This window comes from Allobosea spartocytisi (assembly GCF_014764685.1).
Classification (GTDB): domain Bacteria; phylum Pseudomonadota; class Alphaproteobacteria; order Rhizobiales; family Beijerinckiaceae; genus Allobosea; species Allobosea spartocytisi.
The window spans coordinates 256195-268868 of the sequence record NZ_JACXWY010000001.1 but is presented as its reverse complement, the minus strand read 5'-3'; the positions used below and the strand labels follow the sequence as shown (position 1 = coordinate 268868).

Annotated in this window: 14 protein-coding genes; 8 read left to right on the top strand and 6 right to left on the bottom strand. The window is 67.1% G+C overall.

Features of this window, described 5'->3' with window-relative positions; genetic code table 11:
- Window positions 1–34: 34 nt before the first annotated feature.
- Window positions 35–1126, bottom strand: a complete 1092-nt coding sequence (locus IED13_RS01405) for a LacI family DNA-binding transcriptional regulator (protein WP_191123126.1) — start codon at window positions 1124–1126, stop codon at window positions 35–37.
- 1128 nt (window positions 1127–2254) lie between these two features.
- Here IED13_RS01405 and IED13_RS01400 point away from each other — a divergent pair.
- The 5 genes from IED13_RS01400 (at window position 2255) to IED13_RS01380 (ending at window position 5493) form a co-directional block, all read left to right on the top strand.
- Window positions 2255–2599, top strand: a complete 345-nt coding sequence (locus IED13_RS01400; protein ID WP_112765132.1) for an ArsR/SmtB family transcription factor — start codon at window positions 2255–2257, stop codon at window positions 2597–2599.
- 49 nt (window positions 2600–2648) lie between these two features.
- The gene (locus IED13_RS01395) at window positions 2649–3053 is read left to right on the top strand and encodes an SRPBCC family protein (protein ID WP_248312403.1); all 405 of its coding nucleotides are present in this window, start codon (window positions 2649–2651) and stop codon (window positions 3051–3053) included.
- Between the two features lie 266 nt (window positions 3054–3319).
- Window positions 3320–4033, top strand: a complete 714-nt coding sequence (locus tag IED13_RS01390) for a DUF1428 domain-containing protein (protein WP_142020384.1) — start codon at window positions 3320–3322, stop codon at window positions 4031–4033.
- A gap of 127 nt (window positions 4034–4160) precedes the next feature.
- On the top strand, window positions 4161–4994 hold the full coding sequence (locus IED13_RS01385) for a sulfite exporter TauE/SafE family protein (RefSeq protein ID WP_113253186.1): 834 nt from the start codon (window positions 4161–4163) through the stop codon (window positions 4992–4994).
- A gap of 19 nt (window positions 4995–5013) precedes the next feature.
- Window positions 5014–5493: a GNAT family N-acetyltransferase gene (locus tag IED13_RS01380; RefSeq protein ID WP_191123124.1), complete on the top strand. Its 480-nt coding sequence runs from the start codon at window positions 5014–5016 to the stop codon at window positions 5491–5493.
- Between the two features lie 74 nt (window positions 5494–5567).
- Here IED13_RS01380 and IED13_RS01375 read toward each other — a convergent pair whose 3' ends face one another.
- Together IED13_RS01375 and IED13_RS01370 are read right to left on the bottom strand one after the other, a co-directional pair.
- The gene (locus IED13_RS01375; protein WP_191123123.1) at window positions 5568–5810 is read right to left on the bottom strand and encodes a DUF1289 domain-containing protein; all 243 of its coding nucleotides are present in this window, start codon (window positions 5808–5810) and stop codon (window positions 5568–5570) included.
- Window positions 5807–6661, bottom strand: coding sequence for an adenosylcobinamide-GDP ribazoletransferase (locus IED13_RS01370; protein ID WP_248312402.1), 855 nt, complete (start codon window positions 6659–6661; stop codon window positions 5807–5809). The genes IED13_RS01375 and IED13_RS01370 overlap by 4 nt, the downstream gene beginning before the upstream one ends.
- Before the next feature lie 114 nt (window positions 6662–6775).
- Between IED13_RS01370 and cobT the strand changes: the two genes are divergently transcribed.
- Window positions 6776–7795 (top strand): nicotinate-nucleotide--dimethylbenzimidazole phosphoribosyltransferase, encoded by a 1020-nt coding sequence (gene cobT, locus IED13_RS01365; RefSeq protein WP_112765130.1) that lies wholly within the window; start codon window positions 6776–6778, stop codon window positions 7793–7795.
- A 55-nt stretch (window positions 7796–7850) separates the two neighbouring features.
- On the opposite strand, the gene IED13_RS01360 is transcribed toward cobT, so the two are convergent.
- Window positions 7851–8498 (bottom strand): TetR/AcrR family transcriptional regulator, encoded by a 648-nt coding sequence (locus tag IED13_RS01360; RefSeq protein WP_191123122.1) that lies wholly within the window; start codon window positions 8496–8498, stop codon window positions 7851–7853.
- 75 nt (window positions 8499–8573) lie between these two features.
- Here IED13_RS01360 and IED13_RS01355 point away from each other — a divergent pair, with 75 nt between their 5' ends.
- Entirely contained in the window at window positions 8574–9176 is a 603-nt protein-coding gene (locus tag IED13_RS01355; protein ID WP_191123121.1) for an NAD(P)H-dependent oxidoreductase, read from the top strand.
- A 21-nt stretch (window positions 9177–9197) separates the two neighbouring features.
- Here the strand turns inward: IED13_RS01355 and IED13_RS01350 are convergent, their stop codons facing one another.
- Complete coding sequence (locus IED13_RS01350; protein WP_191123120.1) at window positions 9198–10316, bottom strand: D-alanine--D-alanine ligase family protein; 1119 nt, start codon at window positions 10314–10316, stop codon at window positions 9198–9200.
- A 105-nt stretch (window positions 10317–10421) separates the two neighbouring features.
- The gene (locus IED13_RS01345; protein ID WP_038361719.1) at window positions 10422–11945 is read right to left on the bottom strand and encodes a sensor histidine kinase; all 1524 of its coding nucleotides are present in this window, start codon (window positions 11943–11945) and stop codon (window positions 10422–10424) included.
- An 85-nt stretch (window positions 11946–12030) separates the two neighbouring features.
- On the opposite strand from IED13_RS01345, the gene IED13_RS01340 reads away from it, so the two are divergent.
- Window positions 12031–12582, top strand: coding sequence for a thermonuclease family protein (locus IED13_RS01340; RefSeq protein ID WP_113253190.1), 552 nt, complete (start codon window positions 12031–12033; stop codon window positions 12580–12582).
- Window positions 12583–12674 lie beyond the last annotated feature (92 nt).

Here is a 12674-nt window from a genome sequence, read left to right as displayed (position 1 = left end):
TGTCGGCCCGGTGATTGCGGACGCTATGCGTCCGTCAGTGAATGGCTTTGGGCGCTGCGGCCGCTTCCTCCGTTCGTGGCGCGGCGTCGAGAGCGTCCCTTTCGCCGGCGGCGCCGGGCGACAGGTCGCGCACGGAATCGCGGACTTGCAGGCTGGTCTGCAGCACGATGGTCTGCGGCAGCGCCTCATCGCCCGCCATGCGCGCACGCAGGCGCTGCCAGGCTGCTGCAGCGATCTCCGCGACCGGCTGGCGGATCGCGGTCAGCCCAGTCTTGCGGGCGCTCATCCAGGGGTAGTCGTCGAAGCCGATCACCGAGACGGGGTCGGGAACGTCGATCCTGAGCCGCGCGAGCGCCGACAGGGCGCTCAGCGTCGTGACATTGGTCAGTGCGATGACGGCGCTCGGCCGCGCGTGCCGCTCCAGCCAGTGCCGGAACAGCTCCGCCCCCCGCTCGGCGACAGAGCCAAGCTCGACCACCGTCGCCTCGACGCCCGCCGCCCTGCGGATCAGCTCGCAAGCCCCGCGAACGCGCTCGCGGATCGGGGAGATGGCAAGGCTTGAGGCCGCAATGACGATGTCGCGGTGGCCGAGGCCGAGCAGATGACGGGCGGCAATCTCGCCGGCTTCGCGGTTGTCGATCGCCACTGTGTCGACGGCCGAGCCCTCGGGCGGAACACGGTCGGCGAAGGCCATCGGAAGCCGCCCGATCTCTCCCGCGAGGCCACGCGGCATCGCATCCGAGCAGGGCACCACGATCAGGCCGGAGGGGCGCCATGCCAGCAAGGTGCGCAGGCGCGATTGTTCAAGACCGGTATCATCGCGCGAACTGGCGACGAGGATGTCGTAGCCATCCGCCTGCGCCATCACCTCGATCTGCGACACCAGCGAGGTGAAGAAGACGTCGTCGAGATCGGGCACGAGCACGCCGACGACCTTGGCCTGGCCGGAGCGGAGCTGCGAGGCGGCACGATCGACCTGATAGGCAAGTTCGTCCGCGGCCTTGAGCACGCGCTCGCGCAGATCGGCGTTCACCGGCTTGTTGCCGCTGAACACATTCGAGACCGTTGCAATCGAGACACCAGCGCGTGCCGCGACATCCCTGATCGTGATCCGTCGATCGTCCATAGCGTCCTGTTAAACGTTTTACAGAAAAACGTTTAACAGGACGCGCTTTGCTGCACAAGTGTTCGCTGCGTTCTCGAGGACATAACCAATTCCTCCCGACCGACGCGGGGGGCTCGCCGAAGCCGTTCGGAACCGACAGAGTCGGAAGCGCCAAGCCCGATCATAGTTTTGAAAAGCTTCGCGTTGAGTTCAGCCATGGCCGGTCCGACAAAATAAGCTCTCGGGATAGATTGAGCGAGACGACATTGTCGTTGGCCTATCGACCGGCCAGATCGATAACGAAAGGGCTGTATGCGTCTCCTTGTGATCTCCGATCTCCACTTGGAATTTGGCCCTTCCGAGTTCCCTGCCGAACTCCCTGACTTCGGTGTCGCGGTTTCGCCGGCGACATTCATCGGCCGGCTACCCCCGCGGTCGAACGATGCCGCCGCGGTGCCAGGGGCGTCAGGCAAGCCGGGCAGCAGCGAGGCGGGCGGATTAGCCTTCTGTCCTTCGCCGTCGCGCCTGCCCCCGGCCAACCCGGCTCACATACCGCCAGGCCGACTGGCAAAGCTCAGTGTCAGGAGATGTTGGCATATGGCATTTGGACGATGTCGCTGTAGGCAGCAGACGCCGAAGTTCGATGTTTGAATTGGATCGCTCGGAAGCAGACCTTCCGAAGGTCGGGAAGGGGCCAATCGCAGGCGTGTACTCGTAACGATCCGCCGACATGCCGAGACTCAACCTGCCACGTTGGGGGGGCGATATGAGGTCGCGTTCAGAACGACCCAGACGCTTCATCTCGATGTGCAGAATCAGAACGGCCGGCAGGAATCCGCTGGCCATTCTGGTCGATTAAGCACCGGATCATTCGCGACCCAGTGCCATTCTATCTGCTTCTAGGTGCCGCATTGGCGCTTCAAGGTGCCAAACTTTCTGCGCCTGAGATAAGCCGCCGGCCTCATTCCGGATCATTCGTCGGCCCGCTGGAGTTTTATGTTGAACAAATCCCGGGTGCGTACCAGTGACCAGTGAGATTGCGGTCGCTTTCGTAAACTGCGGCAAACTTCACTTTTCCCCACACACTGCGCCGTATGCGAACGGCCTGGATCTTGACGGCGGCCTCGTCATGGACTTACACTTAACTCAATGGTTAAGTTTCAGGATGCGCAGCTCGACCGCACCTTCTCTGCCCTGGCGGATCCGACGCGCCGGGCCTTGCTGGCGCGGCTGGAGCAGGAGGATGGGCTGTCGGTCAGTGAGCTGGCGAAGCCCTTTCCGGTCTCGCTGCCGGCGGTGATGAAGCATCTCGACGTCCTGTCCGACGCCGGGTTGCTGACGCGGACCAAGGCGGGGCGCACCGTGTCCTGCCATCTCAATGCCGGGCCGATGGAGGAAGCGATGAGCTGGCTCGCCCGCTATCAGAGGTTCTGGACCGAACGGCTCGATGCTCTGGCCGCGCTGCTGGATGCGCGGCGCCAGGGGCGAGATTGACGAGAGGCTGGGAGAAGGCATGCATCAGCCGGTGACACCGAGCCTCACGATGAAACGCCGGCTGAATGCGAGCCCGGCGGAGGTCTACCAGGCCTGGACCGATCCCGAATTGCTGGTCCGCTGGTTCGGGCCGGAAAACGTGGTGGCGCAAGAGGCCGAGATCGATCCCCATGTCGACGGCGCCTACCGGGTCGTCATGCTCGAGGATAATGGCACGCGCCATGAGGTCTCCGGCCGCTATCTCGAGGTGGTCGAGAACGAGCGCCTCGTCTTCAGCTGGTCCTGGGTGACGACGCCGGAACGAGTCTCGCGCGTGACGGTTACGTTGAAGCCGGATGGCGACGGCACGATCCTGACACTGTTGCACGAGAAGCTGTTCGACGGTGCCTCCGTTCGCGGCCACACTCATGGCTGGACGGGCTCGATGGTCAAGCTGGAGGCCTTCTTCGCCTGAGGTCAAGGCGAGCCTCGCTCATCCGTATCCGGCGCCAGCGAGGAGCGCCGCCGCCGATGCCGAACCGGCGCCAGCGGAGGAGAGGAGACGATGGAACACAGGAGCGTATCGCGCGAGCCGTCGCGTGCCGCGCTGCGCCCGTCTCGAGCGGTCGGTTCCCGCTCCGGTTGAGGCGGGCGCAAATGTGCCACCGATACTGAAGTTGAGTTGATATCAACCTATATGGCACCGGATGGGCCGGCGCCATTCAAGAGGAGAATGCACAGATGGCTTATGTCGAAGGTTTCGTGGTCGCGGTTCCCGCCGCCAACAAGGATGTCTACCGCAAGCATGCGAAGGAGGCGCTGCCGCTCTTCAAGGAGTTCGGCGTCACCCGCATGGTCGAGGCCTGGGGCGATGAGGTGCCGGACGGCAAGGTCACCGACTTCAAGGGCGCCGTGAAGGCGACGCCCGACGAGGTCGTGGTCTTCTCCTGGTTCGAGTATCCCGACCGGAAGACGCGCGACGCGGCCAATGCGAAGATGATGAGCGATCCGCGCATGGCGTCGATGGGGCAGTCGATGCCTTTTGACGGCAAGCGCATGATCATGGGCGGCTTCGACGCGCTCGTCGATGACGGCGAAGGCGGCGCGGCGGGTTATGTCGATGGCGTGCTGATCGCCGTGCCGCAGGAACGCAAGGCGGATTTCCGTGATTATGCGGCAGGGCTCTCCGCGCTGTTCACGGATCACGGCGCGCGTCGCGTCGTCGATGCCTGGGGTGATGACGTGCCGGATGGCAAGGTCACGGATTTCAAGGGAGCGGTGAAGGCAAAGGACGGCGAGGCCGTCGTGTTCGGCTGGGTCGAATGGCCGACCAAGGCCGCCCGTGACGAGGCCTGGGGCAAGATCAGGCAGGATGCGCGGATGAACGGCATGCCTATGCCGTTCGACGGCCAGCGCATGGTCTATGGCGGTTTCACCACCTTGCTGGACGCCTGAGCCCGGCGCAGCGCTCCGCCGCCAGGGCCAGGACACCGGGCAGCACATGACGGGGCTGTCCGGAAGCCCTTGCCCCGGCTGACGAAATCGCGGAGAGGGGAAGGGCTGGCCCACCGGAACCCTCTCCATGCTCGCAGGCATTCCCATCGGCGATCTCGTCTTCCTCGCCGTCTCGCTCGTGCTGGCGGGGGCCGTGACGGGGTTGCTCGCCGGTGTCTTCGGCGTCGGCGGCGGCGCGGTCATCGTGCCGGTGCTCTACGAGGTCTTCCGCGTCATCGGCGTGCCGGAGGAGGTCCGGATGCCGCTCAGCGTCGGCACATCGCTCGCCGTCATCATCCCGACCTCGATCCGCTCCTTCAACGCTCACCGCGCCAAGGGGCTGGTCGATCTCTCGATCCTCAAGGTCTGGGCCGTGCCGGTGGTGCTCGGCGTCCTCGTCGGCAGTTATATCGCGCGCTACGCGCCGGCCGATCTCTTCAAGATCGTCTTCGTCGTGGTCGCGACGATCTCCGCCATCCGCCTGCTCTTCGCGGCGGATCGCTGGAAATTCGGCGAGGAGATGCCGGGCAAGCCGCTGATGGTCGCTTATGGCGGCGTCATCGGCGTGCTCTCCTCGCTGATGGGCATCGGCGGCGGCCAGCTTTCCAGCCTGTTCATGACCTTCTACGGCCGCCCGATCCACCAGGCGGTGGCGACCTCATCGGGGCTCGGCGTGCTGATCTCGATCCCCGGCGCGCTCGGCTTCATCTATGCCGGCTGGCCGAAGATGGACATCCTGCCGCCGTTCTCTCTCGGCTACGTCTCGCTGCTCGGCATGATCCTGTTCATTCCGACCTCGATCTGGACGGCGCCGATCGGGGCCCGGCTGGCGCACCGGCTCTCGAAGCGGCGGCTGGAGGTGGCCTTCGGCCTCTTCCTGCTCGTCGTCGCCGGGCGCTTCATCTGGTCCCTGCTCCACTGAAGCGGCGCGAGGCGAGGGGATGAGCGAGCCGGTGATCCGCCTGCTGCAACCCGCCGACCATCCGGCACTGGCTGCGCTGATGGTCGAGATGCAGGGGCACTACCGGGTGCCGTGCCCGCCGGTGGCGGAGATACGCGCCGACCTCGCCGCTCTCCCGGCCGGCGTGGACATCCTCGTCGCGGTGAAGGGGGAGGCCATCCTGGGCTTCGCCTCGGCCTGCAACCTCTATCCGGGCCCGGGGCTGAAATCCGGCTTCTTCCTGAAGGAAATCTATGTTGCCGATGCCGCCCGCGGCAAAGGGCTCGGCCGCGCACTGATGCAGGCTCTCGCGGCGCTGGCGCTGGAGCGCGGCCACAGGCGCCTCGACTGGACCGCCGACGCCGACGATCCGGCCCTGCTGCGCTTCTACGAGAGCCTTGGCGCAGTCGCGCAGCGGAAGAAGGTTTTCTACAGGCTCACCGGCGATGCGCTGGCGGCGGTGGCGGCAGGGCCAGAATAGCTCCCCCCGGCGCCGCACCCGTCATTGCGAGGAGTGAAGCGACGAAGCAATCCAGGAGGATTGGGCTGAACGTCTCACCCGGTCCTCCTGGATTGCTTCGCTGCGCTCGCAATGACGAACTGCGGCCGTTCAGCTTCAATCGCCGGCTCCCGCTCCCGCAGCCGCTCCGGCAATTCCGCCATGATCGCCAGTCGCTCGGCCTCGCTGAGGCTCGACCACTGCGCGATTTCGTCGAGCCTGCGTCCGCAGCCCTCGCAGAGCCCGCTCGCCGGGTCGATGACGCAAACCTTGATGCAGGGCGTCGAGGCGCCGGTCATCGCCCCGCCCACCCCAGCGCGAGCGCAAGCCCGAGATAGATCGCGATCTCGGCAAGCTGCTGGACGGCGCCGACGATATCGCCGGTCTGCCCGCCGATCAGTCGGCGTGCTAGCCGGGCCAACACCGCTGCCGCCGCATGCGCCAGCGCGAAGCCGGCCAGCAATCCGGCCAGCGGGAGATGCGCGGCAAGCGCGATTCCGGTCGCCCCGATAAGGCTCAAGCCCAGCGCGATCCGCGCCGTGGCGAGGCTGGGCTGGCCGACCGCCGCCGAGGCGCCGCCGCTGCGCGCCGGAGGCTGGGTCGCAAGCAGGAGCAGGCCTTCCGCGCGTGACCACGGCGCTGCGACGAGCACCGCCGCCGCAGTGCCCCAGGCGCCGGCATGGTCGAGTATCCCCGCGATCAGGCTCGCGCGCAGCAGCAGCGACAGCCCCAGCGCCATCGCGCCATAGGAGCCGATGCGGCTGTCCTTCATGATCTCCAGCCGGTGCTCGCGGTCACGCCCGCCGAACAGCCCGTCGGCGCTGTCGGCAAGCCCGTCCTCATGGAAGGCGCCGGTGCTCAGCGCCAGCGCCGTCAGGGCGAGCGCCGCGACGACCATCCCGCTGAGGCCCGCAAGCCCCCCGATCAGGGTGACGAGCGCCGCCGGCAGCGCGATCGCCAGCGCCGCGAAGGGCAGGGCGCGTGGCACCAGCCTGAAATCGGGAATGCCGTGCAGATCGCCTTCGCCCGGCAGCCGGGGCACGGGCAGGCGCGAATAGAAGCGGATGCAGATCGCGGTCGCCACAAGCCAGCCCGGCCAGATCGGCGGGGTGTCCTGCATCGGTTCCGCGCTGGTTTCCGCTTCCGCCATGCCGGCTTCGCGCTCCCGTCGATTGTCTTCCACCTGCCGAGCCTATAGCAGCAGCGTCAACCTTGCCGCCATGCCGATGCGCTGCTGCGGCTCCCGCGTGATGGATTTGATCTCATGTCCGCTTCCGGTTTGCCCTTCGACGATATCCGCGAGCTCATCGCCGCGATGCCCGGCCCCGACATGGCGGCGGCGAATGCGGTGCGCGCCCGCGACGCCAACCTCACCAAGCCGGCCGGCAGCCTCGGCCGCATGGAGGAGATCGCCGAATGGCTCGCCGCCTGGCAGGGCAAGGCCCCGCCCGAGGTGCGGCGCCCACTGGTCTGCGTCTTTGCCGGCAACCATGGCGTGGTGGCGCAGGGCGTCTCGGCCTATCCCCAGGCGGTGACGCGCCAGATGCTGGAGAATTTCGCCGCCGGCGGCGCGGCGATCAACCAGATCTGCGCGGCCTATGATCTCGGCTTCAAGGTCTTCGACCTCGCGCTCGACCTGCCGACCGGCGATTTCACGCAAGGAGACGCGCTCGACGAGCGCGCCTGCGTCGCGACCATGGCGTTCGGCATGGAGGCGCTGGCCGGTGGCGCCGATCTGCTCTGCCTCGGCGAGATGGGCATCGGCAACACCACCTCGGCGGCGGCGATCTATGCCGCGCTCTATGGTGGCGACGTGGCCCGCTGGTGCGGGCGCGGCACCGGCATCGACGATGAGGGTTTCAAGCGCAAGGTTGCGGCGGTGGAGAAGGGCCTGGCCCTGCACCGCGCCCATCTCAAGGACCCGCTCGAAGTGCTGCGCCGCCTCGGCGGGCGCGAGATCGCGGCGATCTGTGGCGCTATCATCGCCGCGCGCTCGCAGCGCATCCCGGTGATCCTCGACGGCTATGTCGTCACCGCTGCCGCCGCGATCCTGCACGCCATCGAGCCCTCGGCCATCGACCATTGCCTGGCCGGGCATCTCTCGACCGAGGGCGCCCATGCCGAGGTGCTGGCCCGGCTCGGCAAGGTGCCGCTGCTGGCGCTCGACATGCGCCTCGGCGAGGGCTCGGGCGCCGCGCTGGCAGCGGGCCTCGTCAAGGCCGCCGCCGCGATCCATTCGGGCATGGCGACCTTCGAACAGGCGCAGGTGGCGCGCAAGGACTGACGCCGGCTGAGTTAAGCGGGGGGAAGCGCACCGTCAGGGCTCGCTGCCTTGCCGGTCACCCTCGTGTGGCGATGGCCCCCGCTGTCCGGTGTCGTCTGACGGTCGTCAGAATGACGTCGAGCAGTTCCGCCTGCGCTTCCTCTCGCGAAATCTCGTTGGCCGCGGCAGCGCCCGAGAGTGCCTCGGCTGCTCCGAGCATCCCCCAAAACGCAGCGGCCGGGATCGGAATGTCGGCGAAGGGCTGGAGCGCCGCTCGGCACTTTCCGATGAAGATCGCGCTATAGCCGCGCTTGAGCTGGTCGAGCTCCGGCGAGCCGGCAAGCGCAGCCGTGACGCCGGGAATCTCCCGCCCTTGAGTGAGGACGCAATCGACGTAGCACGCGGCGATCACGCCGGCGCGCGCGTCGAGCAGCTGAGGGCTATTTGCGAGCGCCTCGTCCATCAGCGCCGTCTGGCGTTGATCGTATTCGCGGTAAAGCGCCGCCAAGAGGCCCGCCCGCGTGCCGAAATGATCGTAGACGACAGGCTTGGTCACGCCGGCCTCTTCGCTCAGACGGCCCAGGCTCAACGCGTCGGTCCCGTCTCGGCGCACGAGGCGCCAGGCGACGTCGATCAATTGGCGGTAGCGCTCGTCGCGCGTCAGCCGCTGCCGCATCGCGGTGGGGCCCGCATCGGAGCGGGCAGGTGGGAGGGAGGTTGACATTTAATATACCATTGGTAACTTACTAAAAGTATATAAGCGCGATGGCGGATGCGCAATCGCTTTCGGAGATCGGTCATGCACAGCCTCATCGTTGTCTCTCATCCCTTGCCCCAATCGCTGGCGCAGGCCGTGGCCAGGCGGATTGCCGATGGGATTGGCGAGACCGGCCATTCCAGCGAGATCGCCGATCTTTCGGCCGAGGGTTTCGACCCCCGCTTCAAAGAGAGCGACATCACAGCCCATCTCAGGCAGGCGCCTGCAGATGCCGCCGTTCTGGCCGAGCAGGCGCGCCTGGACCGGGCCGATGCGCTCGTCCTGGTGTATCCCGTCTATTGGTGGTCTTTTCCCGGCTTGCTGAAAGGCTGGATCGACCGCGTCTTCAGCAATGGCTGGGCTTACGAGGAGGTGCCCGGTGGCCGCGTGGTGAAGAAGCTGGGCCACCTGTCGATCCATCTTGTCGCCATTGGCGGCGCCGACCTGCGGACCTATGCCCGCCATGGCTATTTTGGCGCGATGAGAACGCAGATCGACCACGGCATCTTCGGCTATTGCGGCGCGCCGGTGCGCCGTTCGGAGCTGCTGCTGCCGAACGCTCCCGACGATGCTTCCAATGTCATCGATGAGGCCGGGCGCATTGGCCGCGCCATCTTCGATCAGCCGGCCGCCGTAGCGGCGTGACGAGGCTCGGCCGGCGCCGGATCAGGAATCGTAATCCGTTTTCAGCGCCGCGCGCTCGGCATGGCGCTCCAGCGCAAGCTCGATCAGCCGGGTGATCAGGTCGCGATAGGCCATGCCCGAAGCCTCCATCATCTTCGGGTACATGCTGATCGCGGTGAAGCCGGGCAGGGTGTTGATCTCGTTGAAGTAGAATTCGCCACTCTGCCGGTCGAGGAAGAAGTCGACGCGCGCCAGCCCGCTGCATTCGAGCGCCAGGAAGGCCGTTTTCGCCAGCTCCCGGACGCGCTCCATCTGCGCCGGCTGGAGCTTCGCCGGCAGGTCGACGGTCGCGCCGTCCTGGTCGATATACTTGGCCTCGTAGGAATAGAATTCGTGCTTGGGGTGGGCGTTGAGTTCGCTCGCCACGCTGACGAAGGGCGGGTCGCCGTCGAGCACCGCGACCTCGACCTCGCGGGCGTCGATGCCCTGCTCGATCAGGACGCGCGTATCGTAGCGGAAGGCGTCGACGAGGGCGGCGTCGAGATCCTCCCAGCGCTTCACCTTATGGACGCCGACGCTGGAGCCCATATTGCAGGGCTTGATGAAGACCGGCAGCGTCAGCTTCGCCTGCGCCGCCGTGCCGACCGCCGCCGGATCGCGCTGGAACTCGCGCCTGGCCACCGTCACATAAGGCGCGACCGGCAGCCCCGCGAGCGCGGCGAGCCGCTTGGCGATGTCCTTGTGCATGCCGATGGCGGAGGCGAGCACGCCCGAGCCGACATAGGCGGCGCCGGAAAGCTCCAGCAGGCCTTGTACCGCGCCGTCCTCGCAGAGCGGGCCGTGGATCACCGGAAACACCACGTCGATGCCGCCATCTGCCGCGGTGCCGTCGAGCGCCGCGACCTGCAGCCCGCCGGTTCCATCGGCGGAGAGGCGGATTTCCGGCGCATCCGCGTGGATCGGCAGGCTCTCCGCATTCCACTCGGCCAGGCGCTTGGGATCCTGCCGCTGCCAGCGGCCCTGCTTGTCGATGCTGACCGGAATCAGCTCGAAGCGATCCCGGTCGAGATGGCGCACCACGGAGGCCCCGGATTTGAGCGAGACCTCATGCTCTCCCGACTTGCCGCCATAGAGCACCGCGACGCGGATTTTGCCGTTCATGGTCCAGTGATCCAGTGCTGAGGCGGAGATGGGAGACGTCGGGAGGGATGGCGGTCTTGTCGGGCGATCATGGCTTTGTGATGAAGCTTTGGCCGGTGACGGAGCTCAGGCCGCACGCGGTTTCGGCTTCGGCTCGGGCAGGGCGGGCAGGGCGTCCATCACCCGCTCGGCCGGCAGGGTGATGGTGACCTCGGTGCCGCCGCGCGGCTTCGACCTGAGGAGGAAGCCGCCGCCATGCAGATCGACCAGCCCCTTGACGATCGGCAGGCCCAGGCCTGAGCCCTGCTCGGCCGTCTTGATGGCGAGCGAGCCGCGCCCGAAGCTCTGCATCACGATCGGGATCTCGTTCTCGGGGATGCCCGGCCCGGTGTCGGTGATCGTGACATACTGCCCGCCGGTGGCCGTCCAGCCGATCTTCATGGTGATCTCGCCGCCCTGCGGGGTGAACTTGATCGCGTTCGACAGGATGTTGAGCACCACCTGCCGGATGGCCCGCTCATCGGCCCAGACGCGCGGCAGGTCGGGTTCGGCGAATTCGCGGATCATCTGGCCCTTGGCCTTGGCGCGCAGCGCCAGCATGTGGCGGCAATCCTCGACGATGCCGATGAGGGAGATCGCCTCCTCGTTCAGCTCGTATTTGCCGGCCTCGATGCGGGAAAGGTCGAGGATCTCGTTGATCAGGTTGAGGAGGTGCTGGCCCGAGCCGTGGATGTCGCCCGAATACTCCCTGTAGGCGGCATTGGCATGGGCGCCGAAGATCTCGTTCTTCATCACCTCGGAAAAGCCGAGGATGGCGTTGAGCGGGGTGCGCAGCTCATGGCTCATCGTGGCGAGGAAGCGGGATTTGGCGAGGTTGGCCTCCTCGGCCTTGCGCCGCGCCTCGTCCGAATTGGCGTTGGCGGTCTCCAGCTCCGCGAACAGCGCATCCTTCTCGGCCCGGAAGCCGATGGTCTCGACCGAACTGGCATAGAGGCGGTTGGCGAGAAAGATGAAGAAGAGCTGCGCGGAGGCTGCCATCAGCGCCATGGTGACGCTGTCGATGTCGCGCTTGTCCCAGAAGAACAGCATGATGCCGAGGATGATCGGGCTCAGGCCCGCATAGACCGCGAGCGGGATCGAGGCCGAGAGCATCACCGTCAGCGCGCTGACGATCAGCAATGCGGTGGTCACGAAGATTTTCGCGCCGGGAGCGTCGATCTGCGCGAAGAGCACGAGAAGCGCCGCCCAGCACAGGCCGTGGAAGCCTTCCGCCAGCGCGAACCAGCGGCGCCAGCGCGCCGGGCGGATGTCCTCCGGGCGTTTGGTGAGATAGCGGCGCGACAGCCCGACGATGACGAGCGCGCTGGCCAGCACGAAAGCGCTCCAGGACGCGGCGAGGTAGACGGGCAGCCACAGGCAGGCCGCGGCCGCGATGCCGAGCGTGAGCACCATCGTGCCGACGGAGCCGGAAACCCGGTATTGCGCGAAGCTGCGCAGGAGCTCGTTGTCGAAGGCGCGCTCGAGGCCGGACGAGGAGGTCAGCCGCTCGCGGACGGTCTTGACCTCCCTCGTGAGCAGCTTGCGGCGCGCGACGGCGGCAGGGTCCGGCCCGCGCCCGCGCTGCACCTGTTCGGCCGTCACTTCCGCCATGGCAAAGGGTACGCATCCTCGTTCCGCGGCGCGGGTTGCGCAGCAGGCTCGCCATCATGGACACCAAATCGTTAAGCTCTTCCTGATGGCGCGTTTCGGATTCGGTCGATCTCGTTCTGGTCCTTTCGGCTGGCGCCGCGTCGGGCGCCTGACCGATCTCGTCGTCGCGCTCGGAATTCTGGGCTTTCTCGCGCTGGCGGGGGCGATCCTCCAGTACCGTCTCGGGCCGGCGCGGGTGCTCACCGGCCCGGCGCAGGCGATCGACGGCGATTCGATCCGCCTGCTCGGCGAGGAATTGCGGCTCGAAGGGCTGGACGCACCGGAATACCGCCAGAGCTGCACGGATGCCGGCGGGCGCGGCGTCGCCTGCGGGCGCGAGGCGCGGCGAGCCTTGCAGGCCCTGCTGGCGCGGGGGCTGACGACCTGCGAGATCGGCAAGAGCGACCGTTACGGCCGCGGCTTGGCTCGCTGCCGGCAGGGCGACGAGGACATCAACGCCACCATGGTGCGCGACGGGCAGGCGGTTTCCTACGGCGCCTATCAGGCCGAGGAAGCGCAGGCCCGCGCGGCCGGGCGCGGGCTCTGGGCCCTGCGCTTCGAGCAGCCGGAAGCCTGGCGGCGCAGCCATCCGCGCTGAGGGCCTGATACCCAGGGTGCCGAGGAAGCAGGCGCCATCCTCGCGTCAAGAAGCGCTATGATACGGTTGACCGTCCGGCACGGGCCGTGATC

Coding starts and splice junctions, on each gene's coding strand:
- IED13_RS01405 (WP_191123126.1), bottom strand. CDS start 1,126: ATGGACGATCGACGGATCACGATCAGGGATGTCGCGGCACGCGCTGGT.
- IED13_RS01400 (WP_112765132.1), top strand. CDS start 2,255: ATGGTTAAGTTTCAGGATGCGCAGCTCGACCGCACCTTCTCTGCCCTG.
- IED13_RS01395 (WP_248312403.1), top strand. CDS start 2,649: ATGAAACGCCGGCTGAATGCGAGCCCGGCGGAGGTCTACCAGGCCTGG.
- IED13_RS01390 (WP_142020384.1), top strand. CDS start 3,320: ATGGCTTATGTCGAAGGTTTCGTGGTCGCGGTTCCCGCCGCCAACAAG.
- IED13_RS01385 (WP_113253186.1), top strand. CDS start 4,161: ATGCTCGCAGGCATTCCCATCGGCGATCTCGTCTTCCTCGCCGTCTCG.
- IED13_RS01380 (WP_191123124.1), top strand. CDS start 5,014: ATGAGCGAGCCGGTGATCCGCCTGCTGCAACCCGCCGACCATCCGGCA.
- IED13_RS01375 (WP_191123123.1), bottom strand. CDS start 5,810: ATGACCGGCGCCTCGACGCCCTGCATCAAGGTTTGCGTCATCGACCCG.
- IED13_RS01370 (WP_248312402.1), bottom strand. CDS start 6,661: ATGGCGGAAGCGGAAACCAGCGCGGAACCGATGCAGGACACCCCGCCG.
- cobT (WP_112765130.1), top strand. CDS start 6,776: ATGTCCGCTTCCGGTTTGCCCTTCGACGATATCCGCGAGCTCATCGCC.
- IED13_RS01360 (WP_191123122.1), bottom strand. CDS start 8,498: ATGTCAACCTCCCTCCCACCTGCCCGCTCCGATGCGGGCCCCACCGCG.
- IED13_RS01355 (WP_191123121.1), top strand. CDS start 8,574: ATGCACAGCCTCATCGTTGTCTCTCATCCCTTGCCCCAATCGCTGGCG.
- IED13_RS01350 (WP_191123120.1), bottom strand. CDS start 10,316: ATGAACGGCAAAATCCGCGTCGCGGTGCTCTATGGCGGCAAGTCGGGA.
- IED13_RS01345 (WP_038361719.1), bottom strand. CDS start 11,945: ATGGCGGAAGTGACGGCCGAACAGGTGCAGCGCGGGCGCGGGCCGGAC.
- IED13_RS01340 (WP_113253190.1), top strand. CDS start 12,031: ATGGCGCGTTTCGGATTCGGTCGATCTCGTTCTGGTCCTTTCGGCTGG.